Here is a 17,696-nt window from a genome sequence, read left to right on the forward strand (position 1 = left end):
CACCGTGATCCAGCCGACGTCGCCCCAGTGCAGGTCCGCCGGCAGCTCGCTGATGTAGTAGACGTCCGGCGACATGAAGACGATACCGAACGTGCGCTCCATCCAGTGCACGACGGTCTCCAGGTTCAAGGTCATCACGACGCCGAACGCGAGGCCGAGGATGATGCCGAGCGTGCCGACCAGAACCCCCTGCACGACGAATACGCCCATGACGCTGGCCGGCGTCTGGCCGAGCGTACGCAGGATCGCGATGTCGGCCTGCTTGTCGGTCACCAGCATGACCAGCGTCGAGACCAGGTTGAACGCGGCCACGGCGACGATCAGCGACAGGATCAGGAACATCACGCGCTTCTCCATCGCGATCGCCTTGAAGAAGTTGCTGTGGCCCTGCATCCAGTCGGTGACGCGATAGAACTGGCCGAGCTCGCTGCCGATGTCGCGCGCGACCGAATACGCGCGGAACAGATCGTCCAGCCGCAGGCGGATGCCGGTCGGGCCGTCGAGCCGGTACAGCTTGGCCGCATCGTCCATGTGCACGACGGCCAGTCCCGAGTCGTACTCCTGCATGCCGGCCTCGAAGATGCCGACCACGTGGAAGCGCTTGACGCGCGGCAGCGCGCCGATCGGCGAGGCGGTGAACTCGGCCGCGAACACGGTGACGTCGTCGCCGACCGCGACGCCGAGCATGATCGCCAACTCGCGGCCGAGCACGATGCCGAAGCGGCCGGCGGCGAGATCGTCCAGACGCCCCTGCACCATGCGCCGGTCGATCTCCGACACGCTGGGCTCCAGCTCGGGCAGCACGCCGCGGATCACCGCGCCGGCGCCGTCGTGGCTGGCGCCCTGGATCATCACGTAGCGCTCCACGTACGGTGCCGCGCCCTCCACGTGCGGATTGCCGCGGGCCAGCTCGATCGCGCGCCGCCATTCGTGCACGGTGTCGTCGACGCCGGTCACGGTCGCATGCGAGACCATGCCGAGGATGCGGCTCTTGAGCTCCTTGTCGAAGCCGTTCATGACCGAGATCACGATGATCAGCGCGGCCACGCCGACCGCGATGCCGAGGATCGACACCAGCGAGATGAACGAGATGAAGTGATTGCGTCGCTTGGCGCGCGTGTAGCGCAGGCCGATGAAGACTTCGAGGGGACGGAACATCGGGGCAACGGTCCTTGGGAGGGCGGCGAGGCCCGACGGCGACGGCTATGGGACAGCGAAGACTGCCAAAGTTCAATCGGGTCGATGCGAGACTCGCCGACGCCCGTCAGAAATCGTAACCGTCCTTTAGGAGTGTATCCGACGCCTCGGGCTGGCGAACGCCGACGCCGCCGGCGACCGCTGTGAACAGGTGCGACCTCCCCTCGTGGCAGACGGCCTGGAAGCCGGCCTTCATGCTTTGGATGGAATCAGAATCGTACTGAAACAATCGGCCGCCATCCCGCGACACTCGCACATAGGCGATGTCCCATAACGTCCGGTTGTCGCAAGGATCAATCACGGCCATGCCGTTCCGCAAGTTGCTGTCGCCCACCGAACGCCATGTAGCGCCAGCGTCGAGGGTTTCCCAGATTTGCGTTGGGCGGTATGCCGTCGTCCAGTCGACGGCGAAGAAAAGCAGGCGAAATGCGTTTCTGGGATCAGGTGGCGACACCATCCAGTTGAAACCAAACTCATTCATAGGCGCCGGCATGTACTCGAATGCATCACCGAAACGATCAGCCTTCCAGAGTGTCGTCTGCATCGGATCGTAGCTTTCGTAGTACGCATAGATGGGAGTGGCATCGTCATGGCCGGAACCTATGCGCTTGGCGAAGACGTTACCCACCAAATCTCTTACGGCCCAATTCACTCCGCTGTCGTCACTCCAGTGCATCTGGACGTTCTCGCCTCCCTGTTCGGTCAGCACAGCAATCTTGTCAGACCCGGCCCCGATGAACCGGATCGCATTGATCCACACGTCAGCGAAGGGAAAACTCGACTCGATGCGAGACCAGGAGCGCCCTCCGTCCGCACTGCGGTAGAAAGCATGCGCATCAAAACCGATCAGGACGTCAGGATCGCCTTCAGCTCTCACCACGCGAGAGCGATCCTCGTAGGGGACCGGCATATCGCTGTAGAAATCCGCTTCGACCTCGGAAAAACTGACGCCGCCATCGGTGGTATGCAACATCGGCAGCAACTGGCGGACCACGAGAAAATCATTCGGATTGCGCGGATCGACGGACAGGTCGGTCACGACACCGGCCATCATGCCGGCATGATGGCCGGCGAAAGTCCCACCGTCGTCGTCAGACCGGTAGATGCCCGCTCCCGCCGTCGGCATATAGATTCTTCCCGCCTTCCACGGATCGAACAGCCAGCGATAGTCGTTCTCGAGTTTTCGCGACAGCGTAGCCAGCTCGCGCCACGTGACGCCACCATCCAGGCTCTCCCGAAGCGGACGACGAAGAATCGCCTGCGATACCGGATCGAATGCGATCGACGGCGCGATCAATCGGCCCGGCCGGTGCGGGTCGGCCACCACCCTCACGTTGGAACACGCACACGCATCATCGTTGAAGAACGTGACGGCACCGGTCCGCGTTTCGATTCTGCCGCTTGTCGGCACCTGGCTGCCGAAGCGATACGCGGCGAAGTAGAGCACTGACGGTTCAGCAGGATCCTGCTCGAAGCTTCGATAGTCGGCCTGAGGCAACAAAGGGGTCAGCGTGATATTGCTCCAGGTCACGCCTCCATCGTTCGATTCGACCATCCGATCGAACTGATACGTCGTCCCCACGAACCGCCCGGGCTGGTCGGGCACCGCAAAGACCTCACGAACCTGCCGCCCGATGTTCAATTCCGTCCAGGTGATTCCTCCGTCATCGGAGCGAAGCAACGTGTTCGCCTCGGCGAACAGAACGATGTTCGGCAAAGACGGATGTGCCGAGAACCGCCCCGTGCCAAGATGCAGATAGCGATCGTACGAGACCTGCCAGGTGGCTCCTCCGTCGCGGCTGAACTCGATTCCCAACCAGCCCAACCGGGTCATGTCGTACGTATAGGCAATTAGGTTCTTCGGGTTGCCGTTGAGCACGTGCAAGCGCAAGAAGCGCTTCGAACGCGCGCCGGATTGAGTACGAGCCCACGAACTACCTGCGTCCGACGAATGATAGACACCGTTGTCGGTGCCCGCGTACAGCTCGCCGCCGGGAAGAATGGCGAGGTCGTACACCGCTGCACCGGGCACGGGAACGCTCCGCCAGCTCGCCGCATCGGCGAGCGTGAAAGTGCAAGCAGCCATCAGGGCGACAAGCACCTGGAGTCCCCGAATCGTCATGGTCGCACCTAGTGATTTCGGCCCGACCGAGCCGTCCGATTCATTGTAGACGACGTGGGGATCCGAGCTCGGGCGAGGATGGCTGCGAAGCGACAACCAGTACCAAGCGCCGCCTGAGGTCGGGTTGGAGATTGTCGGGCAGGATCACGACGTGAAACGCTTGCGACTCCGCCCGCAACGTCAGCACCTGCATCGCACCGAGTTTCGTGTAGCGATCCAGCGCGGCGGCGGCCTCGCTGCCGGCGCGATCGGCCAGTACCCATCCAGCCTCGCCAAAGGCGATGCGCGTCCATCGAGGATGAGCCCAATGATGTAGCGACCGTACGCAAGCACCCAGAGCGATCGCCGAGAGCCCGACTTTCCACGCCCAGTCCAGGCCGCTCACGTTGATCGATACCAGCGCCAGCGCCAGCATCGACGCCAGCGCCGCGATCAGCAGCCGCGAAGGCTGGTAGTCAAACGCGATGGCGGGCGCGGATCGCATCGACGATCGCCGCGAAACGCGGATCGGGCGGCTGGCGGGCGATCAGCCAGTCCCACAGGTCCGGGTCGGGCTGGTCGAGCATCGCGTCGAAGGTGCCGATCAGCCCGGCATCGGCGGTCGCGGCATGTGCCTCGAGCCAGCCGCCGAGCAGCTGGTCGAGCTCGCGCGTGCCGCGGCGGCAGCGCCAGCGCAGGCGATTGAGCAGGGCGGCATCCATGACCATGCGGCTCCGGCGCGACTCAGGCGCGACGTTCGACCATCAGCTTCTTGATCTCGGCGATCGCCTTGGCCGGGTTCAGACCCTTCGGGCAGGTCCGCGCGCAGTTCATGATCGTGTGGCAGCGGTAGAGCTTGAACGGGTCCTCGAGGTCGTCCAGGCGCGCGCCGGTGTCCTCGTCGCGGCTGTCGACGATCCAGCGATAGGCCTGTAGCAGGATCGCCGGACCGAGGTAGCGCTCGCCGTTCCACCAGTAGCTCGGGCAGCTCGTCGAGCAGCATGCGCAGAGGATGCACTCGTAGAGACCGTCCAGGCGCGCGCGGTCGTCCTTGGACTGCAGCCGCTCCTTCGGCGGCGCTGCGCTCTGCGTGCGCAGCCACGGCTTGATCGAGGCGTACTGCGCGTAAAAGTGGGTCAGGTCCGGCACCAGGTCCTTGACCACCGCCATGTGCGGCAGCGGATAGATCTTGACGTCGCCCGAGGCGCAGTCCTCGATCGCCTTGGTGCACGCCAGCGTATTGGTGCCGTCGATGTTCATCGCGCACGAGCCGCAGATGCCCTCGCGGCACGAACGCCGGAACGTCAGCGTCGGATCGACCTCGTTCTTGATCTTGATCAGCGCGTCCAGAACCATCGGCCCGCAGGCGGCCAAGTCGAGCTCGTAGGTGTCCACGCGCGGGTTCTGGCCGTCGTCCGGGTTCCAGCGGTAGATCCGGAACGCGCGGACGCTCTTCGCGCCCGCCGGCGCCGGGAAATGCTTGCCTGGCTGGATCTTCGAGTTTTTCGGAAGACTGAACTTGGCCATGTCTGTTCACCCGATGGTGCGTGGCGCGCCGTGCAGGACGTGCGCCGGTGCGGCGGTCATTGGTTCGAGGCGGCTTGCGTCGGCTGGCGCGTCACGATCAGTAGACGCGCGCCTTCGGCGGCACGACCTCGACGTCGTCGGTCAGCGTGTACATGTGCACCGGCCGGAAGTCGAAGCTCGGCGTGCCCTGCGCGTCGACCTTGACCAGCGTGTGCTTCTGCCAGTTGGCGTCGTCGCGCTCGGGAAAGTCCTCGTGCGCATGCGCGCCGCGGCTCTCGTGACGCTGCTCGGCCGAGGTGATCGTCGCGACCGCGTTGTAGAGCAGGTTCTGCAGCTCGTAGGTTTCGATCAGGTCCGAGTTCCAGACCAGCGAACGGTCCGACACGCGCACGTCCTCGAAGCTGCGGAAGATCCGCTCCATCTTCTCGCAGCCTTCCTTGAGCGTCTTGGAGGTACGGAACACGGCGGCGTCGTTCTGCATCGTGCGCTGCATGTCGAGGCGGATCTGCGCGGTCGGCGTCGATCCGTTGGCGTTGCGCAGCTTGTCGAGGTTGGCCAGCGCCTGGTCGCAGGCGTCGGCCGGCAGCACCTTGTGCGGCGCGCCGGGCCGGATCGTCGCGGCGCAGCGGTTGGCGACGGCGCGGCCGAAGATCACCAGGTCGAGCAGCGAATTGGAACCGAGCCGGTTGGCGCCGTGCACCGACACGCAGGCGGCCTCGCCGATCGCGTACAGGCCCTGGATGACCTTGTCCGGATCGCCGCCGACCTTCTGCACGACCTCGCCGTGGTAGTTGGTCGGGATGCCGCCCATGTTGTAGTGCACGGTCGGCAGCACCGGGATCGGCTGCTTGGTGACGTCGACGCCGGCGAAGATGCGCGCGCTCTCGGCGATGCCGGGCAGCTTCTCGTGGATGACCTCGGGGCCGAGGTGGGTCAGGTCGAGCAGGATGTGGTCCTTGTGCTCGCCGACGCCGCGGCCTTCGCGGATCTCGATCGTCATCGAGCGCGACACCACGTCGCGCGAGGCCAGATCCTTGTAGTGCGGCGCGTAGCGCTCCATGAAACGCTCGCCGCTGGCGTTGCGCAGGATGCCGCCTTCGCCGCGCACGCCCTCGGTGATCAGGCAGCCGGCGCCGTAGATGCCGGTGGGATGGAACTGCACGAACTCCATGTCCTGCATCGCCAGGCCCGAGCGCAGCACGAGGCCGCCGCCGTCGCCGGTGCAGGTATGCGCCGAGGTCGCGCTGAAGTAGGCGCGGCCATAGCCGCCGGTCGCGAGCACGACGCCGTGCGCGCGGAACAGGTGCAGCGTACCGGAGGCCATGTCGAGCGCGAGCACGCCGCGGCAGACGCCTTCGGCGTCCCAGATCAGGTCGAGCGCGAAGTACTCGATCATGAACTGCGCATCGTGCGCCAGCGACTGCTGATACAGCGTGTGCAGCATCGCGTGGCCGGTGCGGTCGGCGGCCGCACAGGTGCGCTGCGCCGGCGGACCCTCGCCGTAACGCGTGGTCATGCCGCCGAACGGACGCTGGTAGATCTTGCCGTCTTCGGTGCGCGAGAACGGTACGCCGTAGTGCTCGAGCTCGATGATCGCCTCGGGCGCCTCCTTGCACATGTACTCGATCGCGTCCTGATCGCCGAGCCAGTCCGAGCCCTTGATCGTGTCGTAGAAGTGGTAGCGCCAGTCGTCCTCGCCCATGTTGCCGAGGGCGGCCGAGATGCCGCCCTGCGCGGCGACGGTGTGCGAGCGGGTCGGGAAGACCTTGGTCAGGCAGACCGTGCGCAGGCCCTTGGAGGCCAGGCCGAACGTGGCGCGCAGACCTGCGCCGCCGGCACCGACCACGACCATGTCGTAGAGATGTTCCTGAATCTTGTAGGCGCTCACCGGCGTCAGGCCCCCAAAGCGATGCGAAGAACGGCCAGAACGCTGGCCAGGGCGGCGAGTACGCAGACGAAGCGCACCGCCAGCTGCGAGGTGACCGCCAGGATCGGCGTGTGCACGTAGTCCTCGATGACGACCTGCAGGCCGAGCTGGGCGTGCCAGAACGAAGTCACCAGGAACGCGATCAGCAGCACCGCGTGACACGGATGGGCCACGGCCGCGCGCGCGGCGGCGTAGTCGGCACCGATCAGGCTGATCACGAAACCGAGGAAGTACAGGCCGAGGAAGAACAACGCGACCGCGGTCGCGCGCTGCACGACGAAGTGATGGACGCCGTCCTTTGCCGAGCCGAGCCCGCGCGCGTTCTTGAGCGGGGTGCGAAACCGGTCGAAATCGCTCACAGCGCACCTCCGCGGAACACGACGAGGGTCCAGACCAGCGCCGTCAGCACGAAGCTGCCGATCACCGAGATCCAGCTGTTGCGGATGAACTGCGCGATCGCGTAGCCCCAGCCGGCGTCCTGCAGCAGGTGGCGCGCGCCGTTGAGCAGATGGAACGCGAACGTCCAGACCCAGCCGAACAGGACCACCTGCCCGAACCAGGAGCCGGCCAGTGTGGTGACGCGGGCCCAGGCCTCCGGCCCCGCCGCCAGCGCGACCAGGGCCGCCGCGATCAGCAGGCCGCCGGCCGACAGCACGACGCCGGTGGCGCGGTGCAGGATCGAGGTGACCATCTGGATCCCCCAGCGATAGACCTGGAGGTGTGGAGAGAGGGGTCGTGCCGTCTGGGGCATGGGCTGGCCTTGTGCTTGCGCGGATCGCTGAGCTTGCGTATGCCTGGAAGTCCGAGGCGGCCACGGCACGCATCAGAAATCGATGCAGCGCCCGCCCTTCTCCCAGTCGCCGTAACGGACCGGATCGGGGCCTTCGCGCCCGCCGATCTCCCGGGCGGGCGGCTCGCGGTCCGCACGAGGCGATGCCGCATCTTCCGCGGAAGACGCATCGGTGCGGTCGTCGGGTTTGCGCTTGGGGTCGGACATCGGACTTATCATGTCAAGGGTAAACCCAGGGCGTTTTGCAGACAACCTTGACTAACGGCCAGCGATGCGCTTGACGCAGCGCGCCCCAACGGCAGCGACGTCTCCATGAGCACTCCCCTCTCCGCGGCACAGGCCGTCCTCATCGAAGGCGCCGACGCGATCGCATTCGCCAACGCGCAGTTCACGATCGACGTCGCGGCGCTCGCCGAAGGACGCTGGCAATGGTGCGCCTGGCTCGACGCCCAGGGCCGCGCGCTGCATGTCTTCGCATTGCTGCGCACGCGCGGCGATGCGCTGCTCGCATGGCAGCCGCTCGGCGACGCCGAGACGATGCGCGCTGCGTTGGCGCGCTACGTGTTCCGCGCGAAGGTGACGCTGCGCACGCTGCACGATTGGACCGTCCGTTCGCTCGATGCAGCGCAGTCGACGCACCCGGCGCCGCGCACGATCGCGTATCAGGGCGATGGTTACGCGATTGCGCTCGAAGGCGATGCGCGCATCGCGTGGCTCGGTCCGGGCGCGATCGAATCCGTCGACGCCGACGCGTTCGATCGCTGGCGTCGCGCCGATGTCGCGGCCGGCCTGCCGCTGATCGATGCGGCCACGCGTGCTTCGTTCACGCCGCAGGCGCTCGATCTGGAACGCATCGGCGCGATCAGCTTCGGCAAGGGTTGCTATCCGGGCCAGGAGATCGCGGCACGTCTGCATTTTCGCGGCGGAAACAAGCGCTGCCTGCGTGCGTTCGCATTCGCTGCGGACGTCGAAGCGCCAGCACCCGGTACGCCGATCGTCGCGGCCGACGGCACGGCGAAAGGCAGCGTGCTGTACGCAGCACGCGATGCGCTACTCGGTGTCGTCAACGACGGCGACGACCATGTGCCGCTGCACATCGATGCAGCGTCTGCGATCGCCTTGTCGACGATGCCCTTCGTAGATTGAGGCATGCGTGCGATGCGCGCGCACTGCTGCACAGCGATCTGATCGTAGCTGTAACGAAGCTGAATAAAATTTATGTTTTGCGTGACAACGACCGCAGACTTCGCCTAGGCTTCGCCACCCCCTGCGCTCAGGCGAGGGCCCGAACGAATTTTTCATGTTTGCGTGAGGCGACGTCGGCCCCGCGGACATCGAACGAAAGACCGGAGCGATCGCCGCCGATGGCGAACGCTCCAGTCCGGCGCGCCGACCGACCTGCGTGCGCGCCTCATCCGACAACCCGTGCGATACCGGCTGCGCGCACCTCGCTGCGCCGCGCCATCCGGCCGAGGGCCGGGACGGGAAATACGTTTTGTTTTGAGGAGACCACAATCCGATGAAACTAGCCTGGCTGCTCTGGCTTGCATCGGTCCTGCCGCACGACGCCGCAGACCAGACCTGTCTCGCTGCGACCGTCTATCTGGAAGCGCGCAGTGAATCCACGCTCGGTCAGAAGGCCGTCGCCGAAGTGGCGCTGCGGCGCCGCGACAATGGCCGCTGGGGCGATACCGTCTGCAAGGTGGTGACCGCTCCCGGACAGTTCGCGGTGTCGACGACGCACAAGGGATATGTGCTGCGCAATCCCGATGCCTGGGGCAAGGCATGGCGCGTCGCCGGCGACGTGATGCACAACTGGTCGCTGCCGCACGAGCAGCGCGAGCAGGTCGTACCGGACGCCGACCACTTCGCGATCGCCGAACAGGTGTCGCCGTCGTGGATGATCGGCGAGCCGCTGCGCAAGATCGGCGCGCACAGCTTCTATCGCGTCAACTGATCGAGGGCTCGACGTCGCGCGCGATGTCGAAAGCCGGAATGAAAAAAGCGCCGACCGGAAACGGTCGGCGCTTTTTTGTTGCGCGTAGCCGGCGCTACGTCGCGCGCCGCGGCGGCTGGCGCGATCAGCGCAACAGCACGACGCGCTCGCCGCGGATCGCCACGCGATCGCCGCGCCGCAGGCCCGGGTTGTCGTACTGCGTCACCACCGCGCTGCGGCCGTCATCCAGATCGATGTAGAAGCGCCAGGCGTTGGCATCGCGCTCGTTGCTGTTGCGCTCGATCGCGTTGCCGGCGAAGCCGCCGGCGACCGCGCCGCCGACCGTCGCCGCGCGGCGTCCACGGCCGTGACCGACCGTATTGCCGAGCACGCCGCCGACGATCGCGCCGATCACCGCGCCGGCTCCGCTGGTGCCGCGCTCGGCGGCGCTGACGCGCTCGATGTCCTCGATGTAGCCACACGGCCCGCAGACACGCGCCGACGCCCGATAACCGTCGCGATCGTAGTAGGCTGCGCGCGGCGGCGGCGCGGCGCATCCGGCGACGATCGCCGACAAGCCCAGAACCACCAGCATGGAAGGAAAACGTTTCATGGTGTCCTCCTCGAATCCCCGAGACTGTGCCCGGCCAGTGTGGGCGCGCCGGAATGAACGCGCCCGAAACTTCACCCCGGTGTCGGCAGTTCCGGCCGCCGGGCGCGCAGCAGGATCGCACTGACATGGCCGCCGTTCCGCCTCCGCCGTCGCCCGCCGAAGGGGCGACAGCCTCCGAGGATCTGCGCGATCTGGACGCCGCCGGTGCCGCCGCGCGTCTTGCGCCGCAGGACGACGATACGGTCGCCGGCGCGCTGCAGTCGCTCGGCCCGCTGCTCGGGCGCGCCGTCCTGGACCGCTTCGACCCCGACCGCCGCCTGCGCATCGCGGCAGCGGCCGAACGCACCGGCGCCGACCGCTGGCTGTCCGGCTCGGCCTGGCCGGAGGGTTCGGTCGGCCGCCTGATGGAAGACACACCGGCCGTCTTTACGGCCGAAACGCCGGTCGCCGAGGTCGTCGCGCGGCTGCGCACGCTGCCGGCACGCGGCGGCATCACCTACGTGTTCGTCGTCGCTGCGGAGCGGCGCCTGATCGGCGTGGTCGCGTTCCGCGAACTGACCTTCGCCGATCCCGGCCAGCGGCTGCGCGACGTCATGATCCGCGAACCGTTCGCGCTGTCGCCGCAGACCGCCGTCATCGACGCGATGCGCGAGGTCGTGCGCCGCCACTATCCGGTCTATCCGGTAGCCGACGCGGAAGGCCGCCTGCTCGGCCTGGTCCGCGGCGCGCGCCTGTTCGAGGCGCAGGCCTGGGAGATCAGCGCGCAGGCCGGCTCGATGGTCGGCGTCGAGAAGGAGGAACGCATCGCCACGCCGTGGGCACGCAGCTTCCGGTTCCGCAATCCGTGGCTGCAGGTCAACCTGCTCACGACCTTCATCACCGCGGCGGTGGTCGGCTCGTTCCAGGAGACCATCGACCGCATCGTGCTGCTCGCGGTGTTCCTGCCGGTGCTCTCGGACCAGTGCAACAACACCGGCTGCCAGGCGCTCGCGGTCACGCTGCGCGGCATGACATTCGGCGAACTCAAGGCCGGGCGCGGCTGGGCGCTGCTCGCGAAGGAAGCCTGGCTGGGCCTGCTCAACGGAGCGACGACCGGCCTGGTGGCCGCCGCGGCGATGTTCGGACTCGCCTACTACCAGGGCAACCCGCAAGCCGGGATCCTCGCCGCGATCACGTTCGTGGCGATGGCCGGCAGCTGCGCGCTGGCCGGCCTGGTCGGCGCCGGCGTACCGCAGCTGCTCAAGCGCTGCGGCGCCGATCCGGCGACGGCGTCGAGCATCTTCCTGACCAAGGCCACCGACGTCGCCAGCCTCGGCGCGTTCCTCGGCCTCGCCGCCTGGCTGGTCGGACGCTGAGCGCGAATATCCAAGACCCGGCGACGCCGCTACCCTGAGCGTCATGGATACCGGCGTCTTCCAATTCGGCGACTGCCTGCTCGATCGCGACGCACGCGAGCTGCGCCGCGGCGGCGAGCTGCTGGTGCTGCCGCCGAAGGTCTTCGACTGCCTGGTCTATCTGATCGCGCATCGCGACCGCGCGATCGGCCGCGACGAGCTGATCGCCGCGGTCTGGGGCCGCGCCGACGTCAGCGATACCCTGCTCGGGCAGACCGTGCTGAAGGCGCGCCGCGCGGTCGGCGACACCGGCAACGACCAGAACGCGATACGCACCGTGCCGCGCTTCGGGTATCGCTGGGTGGCCGAGGTGCAGGCCGTAGCGGCTGCGCCGCAGGCCGCGCCGGCGGCACCGGAATCGTCGCAGGAATATCCGCCGCACGAGGCGGAACCGAACGCGGCGGCGCCCGGTGATTCGGCGCCGTCGCCGCCGCGCCGGCCGTGGCGCTGGGGGGTGGCGGCCGTCCTGCTCGCAATCGCCGGCCTGGCCCTGGTCTGGACGCAGCGCGAGCACGGAGGGCCGGCGCACGAAGCGGCGGCGCCCGCTCCAGCGACGCCGGCGAACGAGCTCGTCGCCGTGCTGCCGGCGCAGACCGAGGCGGATCCCGACGGTGCCTGGCTGCGGCTCGGCCTGATGGATCTGGTCGCCAGCCGTCTGCGCAGCGCCGGCATGGCGGTGGTGCCGAGCGACAACGTCGTCCATCTCGCGCGCAGCGACATGCCGGCCGGCGAGGCCGCTTGGGCGGTGCGCCGGGCCTCGGGCGCGGCACGGCTGGTGCTGCCGCGGGTGGCGCGCTCGGGCGACGGCTGGACCGTCCGGCTGACACTCGAGGACACCGGCGGGCCGGCGCTCGACGTCCAGGCCGAAGCCACCGAAGCCGCAGCCGCCGGACGCGAGGCGGCCGACCGGCTGCTCGGCCGGCTCGGCAAGGCCGCTGCGACCGGGGCGGCCGAACTGTCCGCATCGGAGATTCTGCAGCGCGCCGAGGCGGCGCTGCTGACCGACGACCTGGACCAGGCGCGGCGCCTGCTCGAATCGGCGCCGCCGGATCTGCGCGACGCGCCGGCGCTGCGCCTGCGCCTGGCCCAGATCGATTTCCGGGCCGGCCGCCTCGCCGAGGCGACGCAGCGCCTGCTGCCGCTGCTCGCGCAGACGCCGGCCGAAGTCGATCCGGTGCTGCGCGCCCGCATCCTGATCGCGATCGGCGCGGTCGCCGTGCGCCAGGACGAACCGGGCCGGGCCCTGACCGCCTACGACGAGGCGGTGCGGCTGCTCGAGGTGCGGCGCGAGGCCGCCGCGCTCGGCCAGGCCTACACCGGCCGCGCCGCCGCGCTGGCCGAGTCGCAGCGGCTCGACGAGGCCTCCGCCGACTTCTCGCGCGCGCGCATCGCGCTGGAACTGTCCGGCGACACGCTCGCGCTCGCGCGCGTCGAGGCCAACGAAGGCGTCCTCGACAACCTGCGCAACCGCCACGCCGAAGCACTGCCGATCCTCGAGCGCTCGGCGCGGCGGTTCGAGCAGTTCGGCGCGCTCAACGAGCTGTCGTCGGTCCTCAGCAACCAGATCGACGCGCTGCTCGCGCTGCTGCGGCCGGCCGAGGCCCTCGCGGTCAGCGACCGCGCCTGGAGCCTGCTCGGCCGGCTCGAGAATCCGCTGGCGCGCCGCTCGATGCGGCTGCAGCGCGCCCGCACGCTGACCGCGATCGGCCGTCTGACCGAAGCGCGCGCGCTGCTCGACGGCATCCTGCGCGATCCGGACCTGCACCAGGAGGCCAGCATGCCGGGGCGCACGCTGCTCGCCGCCGCCGTGCTGGACGCGGCCGAGGACCGGCCGGCCGCGGCCGGCGCATCGGCGCGGCGCGCCGCGACCGACGAGGCGCCGGTCACCTATGACCGCGAGCGCGCCCAGGCCTGGCTGATCTGGACGCGCGCGCTGCGCGCGGAGCGGCGCAGCGCCGATGCCGCCGCGCAGACCGACGCCTTTGCCGAGTGGGCTGCACGCAGCGGCAATCCGGCCGTGCTCGCGCTGGCACGGCTCGCCCAGGCCGAGCGCAACGCCGATCAGGCCGGCGACGAGGGACGCACGCGCGCGGCCTTCGATCAGGTGCTGGTCGACGCCGACCGCCTCGGCGTGCCGATGCTGGTCGCCGAGGCGGTGACCGCCTACGGCGACTATCTGATCGGCCACCGCGATCTGGAGCGCGCCAGCGCCGTGGTCGGCCAGGTCGCGCGCTGGGCCGACAGCGACTACGGCTGCGCGGTGCTGCTGGTCCGGCTGTACCACGCGCTCGGCCAGCACGACGCCTGGCAGGGCGCCCTGGCGCGGGCCCGCAGCCTCAGCGGCGAACGCACCTTGCCGGACGGACTGAACGCGCCGCCGGGTGCCGGCATGGCCGACATGGGCACCAAGCCCTTCCATTGAAATCAATTGTTTGGCCGCTCGTTCGCGGGCCACGAACGGGGCGCGAATGAAGCGCGAATGCGTATCGGCCGACGACGGACGGACACTGGAGCGCATCGTGGAACCGCCCACCTGACGCGATCCCACGACCCTCGAACCGATCGACTCTTGCCTACGGGGATCAGCATGCGCACCACGCTCCACGCCGGAATCGCCTTCGCCCTCGCCCTGCTCGCCGGCGGTGCGCAGGCCGCCTCGTTCACCGTCATCGACGTGCCCGCGGGCCAGACCACCGGGCTGTCGCACAACGGCCGCATCGTCAGCGGCATCGCCGGCAAGGCCGCCTGGCGCTGGACGCCGGCGCGCGGCGCCGAGATTCTCACCGGCTTCTCCGACACCAACGGCATGAGCGGATGGGGACAGCCGCTGGCCGGCGCGACGACCGATGGCGACGGCAATACGGTCGCCGCGGTCGCCTACAGCAACAGCAACCTCGTCGGTCCGACCGTGATCGGTCCGTTCCCCGGCGGCGGCCCCGGTTTCGACGGTCACGCCAGTACCGCCTATGACGTCTCCGATACCGGTGTCGCGGTCGGTCTGGCCTACGATGCGACCAACAACCCGATCGCGTTCCGCTGGAGCGCCGCGGAAGGCATGACCCGCCTGCCGGTCAACCGGCCGGCCAACTACTCGCGTGCCAACGCCATCAGTGCCGACGGCAGCACGATCGTCGGCTGGAACGACCAGGACAACGGCGGCCGCACCGGCGTGATCTGGCGCGGCGACCAGGTGATCGACCTGACCTACAACGGCGAGGGCGTCGGCGAGGCGCTGGCCACCAACAGCGACGGCAGCGTCGTCGTCGGCACCAGCGTGATGACCGAGCTGGGCAGCGAGGCCTGGCGCTGGACGGCCGCCACCGGCGTGCAGCCGATCGGCTTCATCGGCTTCATGGGCACCGCCTTCGGCTTCGGCGTCAGCGATGACGGCAACGTGGTGGTCGGCGCCAGCGGCTTCGGCTGGGATCGCAGCGCGGTGATCTGGACGCCGGAGACCGGCATGCAGCTGCTGTCCGACTACGCCGCGGCACAGGGCGCGGAAATCCCGGCCGGCTGGACGCTGATGACCGCATCGGCGGTCTCCGCCGACGGCAAGACGATCGCCGGCTGGGGCATGAACGACGTAGGCCTGAACCCGTTCGTGCTCGACCTGCACGCATCGGAAGCGACCCAGGCCCTGGTCGAGGCGACCGGCACGGTCAACTGGAACGATCTGACCAGCGGCCCGTTCGCCGGTCTGCCGGTCGGCACCCAGGTCAGCATGTCCTTCCGCATCACCGCCGAAGACGCCCTGGAGATGGAGCCCGATCAGGCCACCAAGTATCCGGTCGTGCTCGACAGCTTCCGGCTCGAGTCCGGTGCGGCCAGCGAGACGCTGGTGGCGAACGCAGCAGGCCCGGGCCTGATCCTCAGCAACGACTATCCGAAGTCCGATGGCATCCACCTGTTCTCGACGCCGACCGCGACGGCCGGCCAGACGCTGGAGTTCGAGCTGTTCAATCCGGGCGGCGACCTGTTCGACTCGGACAGCCTGGCGCGCATCAACCGCACGTTCGGCCCGGAGTTCTTCGAGAAGATCGCCTGGTCGGTACAGGCCGACGGCGGCGCGACCGGCATGTGGCTGGACCTGGAGTCGGTCACGATCACCGATGTCGGCCAGTCCGACACGCTGTTCGCCGACGGCTTCGACGACGCGCCCTGAGCGGTGCACGCCGCCCGGTCGCGGCGGCGTTTCGACCGATGACGCACGACGGCGCCGCAGCGATGCGGCGCCGTCTTCGCTTGGGCGTCCGGCTCGACGGCGCCGGCGGCGCTTGCTAGCGTCACGGCATGCGCCTCATCGACAGCCACAGCCATTTCGACGCGGCCGAATTCGACGCCGACCGCGACGCGGTCCTGGCCCGCGCGCACGCCGCCGGCGTCACCGACCAGATCGTGCCGGCGATCGCCGCCGCGGGCTGGCCGGGCCTGCGCCGCCTGTGTGCCGGGACGCCGGGCTTGCACGCGGCCTACGGCCTGCATCCGATGTTCCTGGCCGAACACCGGTCCGGGCACCTCGATCAACTGGCCGAGTGGATCGTGCGCGAGCGTCCGGTCGCGATCGGAGAATGCGGACTGGACTTCTTCGTCGAGGGGCTCGATCGCGACGCGCAGCAGGTCTTCTTCGAGGCGCAGCTCGCACTGGCGCGCGAGCATGATCTGCCGGTGATCGTGCACGCCAGGCGCGCGGTCGACGCCGTCATCGCATCGCTGCGCCGCGTCGGCGGGCTGCGCGGCGTCGTGCACAGCTACGCCGGCAGCGAGGAGCAGGCGGCCCAGCTCTGGAAGCTCGGCTTCCACCTCGGCATCGGCGGACCGGTCACCTATGCCCGCGCGGCGCGCCTGCGGCGCGTCGTCGCGGCGATGCCGATCGAGCAGCTGCTGCTCGAGACCGACGCGCCCGACCAGCCCGGGACGGGCCATCGCGGCGAACGCAACGAACCGGCGCACCTGGTCGAGGTGCTCGACGTGGTCGCCGCGCTGCGCGGCGTGCCGGCCGCTGAGATCGCGCAGGCGACGACCGCCAATGCCACGGCCTTGTTCGGGCTGGCGGCCAGACCGGCGCGCTGAGACGCCGGTCAGTCGCCGGTCGGCCGCTCCTCGAGCAGGCGCGCAACCGCGCGCGAGACCATCGCCATCGCGAACGCGCAGGTCACGTGCGTGACCGCGCCGAGTCCGCCGCCGCAGTCGAGCTTGCCGGCATCGCCGGCGGCCGGCCGCACGCCGCAGACGCGTCCGTCGGCCTGCGGGTACTGGACGTTCTCGAGCGAGTAGACCGCCTGCACGCCGAAGTAGCGTTTCGGACCGCGCGGAAACCGGAACTCCTCGCGCAGTTTCTTGCGGATCAGCGCGAGCAGGGCGTCCTGCTCGGTGCGAGACAGATCGCGCACGCGGATCAGCGTGGGGTCGGTGCGGCCGCCGGCCGAGCCGCTGACGATCAGCGGCAGCTTGCGCCGGCGGCACCAGGCGATCGTCTCGACCTTGACGCGGAACGCGTCGCAGCAGTCGAGCACGAGGTCGTGGCCGGCCGCCAGCAGCCGCTCGATCGAGCCCGGCGTCAGGAATTCCTCGACCGCGGTCGCCTCGATCGACGGGTTGATCGCGCGCGCGCGCTCGGCCATGACCGCCACCTTGCTGCGTCCGTACTGGCCGGCATAGGCGTGCAGCTGCCGATTGGTATTGCTGACGCAGACGTCGTCGGCATCGATCAGCGTCAGCCGGCCGACGCCGCTGCGCGCCAGCGCCTCGACGACCCACGATCCGACGCCGCCGACGCCGACCACGCAGACCGAGCGGCCGGCCAGGCGTGCCGCACTGCCGACGCCGTACAGCCGGTCGACGCCGGCGAAGCGTGGATCGGCGGCCGTGGCGGGGGCGCGTTCGTCGGGCGGGGCGTTCATGCGGGCGCGGAGCGTACACCGAAACGCCGCCGCCGGCCGCACCGGCGCCTCTTGCACGCGACGGTCGCCGGTCCCATCGTAGCGCCTCGTTCGCCGCGGAGCCGCCGATGCCCAATCCCCTGACCCGCCGTCTGCTGCGCTGGGCGCAGGATCTGCGCTTTCCGCGTCTGGCGCTGCTGACGATCGCGCTGTTCGTGGCCGACGTGCTGATTCCGGATTTCATCCCGTTCATCGACGAGATCCTGCTCGGCCTGGCCAGCCTGCTGCTGGCCAATCTGCGCCGCCGCCCGCGCCTGCCGCAGGGTGGCTGA

Annotated in this window: 18 protein-coding genes; 7 read left to right on the forward strand and 11 right to left on the reverse strand. The window is 69.0% G+C overall.

The genetic code is table 11. From position 1 onward, the window contains the following. The 9 genes from VMR06_RS10570 to VMR06_RS10610 all read right to left on the reverse strand — a co-directional run. Positions 1-1,158: lipoprotein-releasing ABC transporter permease subunit (locus VMR06_RS10570; RefSeq protein WP_325376012.1), on the reverse strand; the 1,158-nt coding region annotated here is incomplete at its 3' end. A gap of 106 nt (positions 1,159-1,264) precedes the next feature. Further along, complete coding sequence (locus VMR06_RS10575) at positions 1,265-3,298, reverse strand: hypothetical protein (RefSeq protein ID WP_325376014.1); 2,034 nt, start codon at positions 3,296-3,298, stop codon at positions 1,265-1,267. Between the two features lie 61 nt (positions 3,299-3,359). Next, entirely contained in the window at positions 3,360-3,803 is a 444-nt protein-coding gene (locus VMR06_RS10580) for a hypothetical protein (protein WP_325376016.1), read from the reverse strand. Further along, positions 3,775-4,020, reverse strand: a complete 246-nt coding sequence (locus VMR06_RS10585) for a succinate dehydrogenase assembly factor 2 (protein WP_325376018.1) — start codon at positions 4,018-4,020, stop codon at positions 3,775-3,777. The genes VMR06_RS10580 and VMR06_RS10585 overlap by 29 nt, the downstream gene beginning before the upstream one ends. 22 nt (positions 4,021-4,042) lie before the next feature. After that, complete coding sequence (locus VMR06_RS10590) at positions 4,043-4,825, reverse strand: succinate dehydrogenase iron-sulfur subunit (RefSeq protein ID WP_325376020.1); 783 nt, start codon at positions 4,823-4,825, stop codon at positions 4,043-4,045. Between the two features lie 97 nt (positions 4,826-4,922). Beyond that, positions 4,923-6,713 carry a succinate dehydrogenase flavoprotein subunit gene (gene sdhA / locus VMR06_RS10595; protein ID WP_325376022.1) on the reverse strand — a complete coding sequence of 597 codons (1,791 nt, stop codon included), beginning with the start codon at positions 6,711-6,713 and terminating at the stop codon, positions 4,923-4,925. A gap of 5 nt (positions 6,714-6,718) precedes the next feature. Next, the gene (sdhD, locus tag VMR06_RS10600; RefSeq protein ID WP_325376024.1) at positions 6,719-7,111 is read right to left on the reverse strand and encodes a succinate dehydrogenase, hydrophobic membrane anchor protein; all 393 of its coding nucleotides are present in this window, start codon (positions 7,109-7,111) and stop codon (positions 6,719-6,721) included. Next, on the reverse strand, positions 7,108-7,503 hold the full coding sequence (gene sdhC, locus VMR06_RS10605) for a succinate dehydrogenase, cytochrome b556 subunit (RefSeq protein WP_325376026.1): 396 nt from the start codon (positions 7,501-7,503) through the stop codon (positions 7,108-7,110). The genes sdhD and sdhC overlap by 4 nt, the downstream gene beginning before the upstream one ends. A 72-nt stretch (positions 7,504-7,575) precedes the next feature. Continuing rightward, positions 7,576-7,749, reverse strand: a complete 174-nt coding sequence (locus tag VMR06_RS10610; protein ID WP_325376028.1) for a succinate dehydrogenase assembly factor 4 — start codon at positions 7,747-7,749, stop codon at positions 7,576-7,578. Between the two features lie 105 nt (positions 7,750-7,854). On the opposite strand from VMR06_RS10610, the gene VMR06_RS10615 reads away from it, so the two are divergent. Both VMR06_RS10615 and VMR06_RS10620 read left to right on the forward strand, forming a co-directional pair. Then, positions 7,855-8,688 carry a folate-binding protein gene (locus tag VMR06_RS10615; protein WP_325376030.1) on the forward strand — a complete coding sequence of 278 codons (834 nt, stop codon included), beginning with the start codon at positions 7,855-7,857 and terminating at the stop codon, positions 8,686-8,688. Positions 8,689-9,061: 373 nt separating this feature from the next. Next, positions 9,062-9,499, forward strand: a complete 438-nt coding sequence (locus tag VMR06_RS10620; RefSeq protein WP_325376033.1) for a cell wall hydrolase — start codon at positions 9,062-9,064, stop codon at positions 9,497-9,499. Positions 9,500-9,623: 124 nt separating this feature from the next. On the opposite strand, the gene VMR06_RS10625 is transcribed toward VMR06_RS10620, so the two are convergent. Continuing rightward, complete coding sequence (locus tag VMR06_RS10625; protein WP_325376036.1) at positions 9,624-10,091, reverse strand: glycine zipper 2TM domain-containing protein; 468 nt, start codon at positions 10,089-10,091, stop codon at positions 9,624-9,626. A 125-nt stretch (positions 10,092-10,216) separates the two neighbouring features. Between VMR06_RS10625 and VMR06_RS10630 the strand changes: the two genes are divergently transcribed. From VMR06_RS10630 to VMR06_RS10645, 4 genes are all read left to right on the forward strand, one after another. Continuing rightward, positions 10,217-11,446 (forward strand): magnesium transporter, encoded by a 1,230-nt coding sequence (locus VMR06_RS10630; protein ID WP_325376038.1) that lies wholly within the window; start codon positions 10,217-10,219, stop codon positions 11,444-11,446. A gap of 43 nt (positions 11,447-11,489) precedes the next feature. Continuing rightward, positions 11,490-13,907 (forward strand): winged helix-turn-helix domain-containing protein, encoded by a 2,418-nt coding sequence (locus VMR06_RS10635; RefSeq protein WP_325376040.1) that lies wholly within the window; start codon positions 11,490-11,492, stop codon positions 13,905-13,907. A 165-nt stretch (positions 13,908-14,072) separates the two neighbouring features. Continuing rightward, positions 14,073-15,647 carry a hypothetical protein gene (locus VMR06_RS10640; protein WP_325376042.1) on the forward strand — a complete coding sequence of 525 codons (1,575 nt, stop codon included), beginning with the start codon at positions 14,073-14,075 and terminating at the stop codon, positions 15,645-15,647. A 128-nt stretch (positions 15,648-15,775) separates the two neighbouring features. Further along, positions 15,776-16,555 (forward strand): TatD family hydrolase, encoded by a 780-nt coding sequence (locus VMR06_RS10645; protein WP_325376044.1) that lies wholly within the window; start codon positions 15,776-15,778, stop codon positions 16,553-16,555. Positions 16,556-16,563: 8 nt separating this feature from the next. Here VMR06_RS10645 and VMR06_RS10650 read toward each other — a convergent pair whose 3' ends face one another. Next, positions 16,564-17,385 carry a tRNA threonylcarbamoyladenosine dehydratase gene (locus tag VMR06_RS10650; RefSeq protein ID WP_325376047.1) on the reverse strand — a complete coding sequence of 274 codons (822 nt, stop codon included), beginning with the start codon at positions 17,383-17,385 and terminating at the stop codon, positions 16,564-16,566. 107 nt (positions 17,386-17,492) lie between these two features. Between VMR06_RS10650 and VMR06_RS10655 the strand changes: the two genes are divergently transcribed. Beyond that, positions 17,493-17,696, forward strand: coding sequence for a DUF6116 family protein (locus VMR06_RS10655; RefSeq protein WP_325376051.1), 204 nt, complete (start codon positions 17,493-17,495; stop codon positions 17,694-17,696).

This window comes from Dokdonella sp., from assembly GCF_035511235.1.
GTDB lineage: Bacteria > Pseudomonadota > Gammaproteobacteria > Xanthomonadales > Rhodanobacteraceae > Dokdonella.

Coding starts and splice junctions, on each gene's coding strand:
- VMR06_RS10585 (WP_325376018.1), bottom strand. CDS start 4,020: ATGGATGCCGCCCTGCTCAATCGCCTGCGCTGGCGCTGCCGCCGCGGC.
- VMR06_RS10655 (WP_325376051.1), top strand. CDS start 17,493: ATGCCCAATCCCCTGACCCGCCGTCTGCTGCGCTGGGCGCAGGATCTG.
- VMR06_RS10650 (WP_325376047.1), bottom strand. CDS start 17,385: ATGAACGCCCCGCCCGACGAACGCGCCCCCGCCACGGCCGCCGATCCA.
- VMR06_RS10635 (WP_325376040.1), top strand. CDS start 11,490: ATGGATACCGGCGTCTTCCAATTCGGCGACTGCCTGCTCGATCGCGAC.
- sdhC (WP_325376026.1), bottom strand. CDS start 7,503: ATGCCCCAGACGGCACGACCCCTCTCTCCACACCTCCAGGTCTATCGC.
- VMR06_RS10645 (WP_325376044.1), top strand. CDS start 15,776: ATGCGCCTCATCGACAGCCACAGCCATTTCGACGCGGCCGAATTCGAC.
- VMR06_RS10615 (WP_325376030.1), top strand. CDS start 7,855: ATGAGCACTCCCCTCTCCGCGGCACAGGCCGTCCTCATCGAAGGCGCC.
- VMR06_RS10640 (WP_325376042.1), top strand. CDS start 14,073: ATGCGCACCACGCTCCACGCCGGAATCGCCTTCGCCCTCGCCCTGCTC.
- VMR06_RS10590 (WP_325376020.1), bottom strand. CDS start 4,825: ATGGCCAAGTTCAGTCTTCCGAAAAACTCGAAGATCCAGCCAGGCAAG.
- VMR06_RS10625 (WP_325376036.1), bottom strand. CDS start 10,091: ATGAAACGTTTTCCTTCCATGCTGGTGGTTCTGGGCTTGTCGGCGATC.
- VMR06_RS10620 (WP_325376033.1), top strand. CDS start 9,062: ATGAAACTAGCCTGGCTGCTCTGGCTTGCATCGGTCCTGCCGCACGAC.
- VMR06_RS10630 (WP_325376038.1), top strand. CDS start 10,217: ATGGCCGCCGTTCCGCCTCCGCCGTCGCCCGCCGAAGGGGCGACAGCC.
- VMR06_RS10580 (WP_325376016.1), bottom strand. CDS start 3,803: ATGCGATCCGCGCCCGCCATCGCGTTTGACTACCAGCCTTCGCGGCTG.
- VMR06_RS10610 (WP_325376028.1), bottom strand. CDS start 7,749: ATGTCCGACCCCAAGCGCAAACCCGACGACCGCACCGATGCGTCTTCC.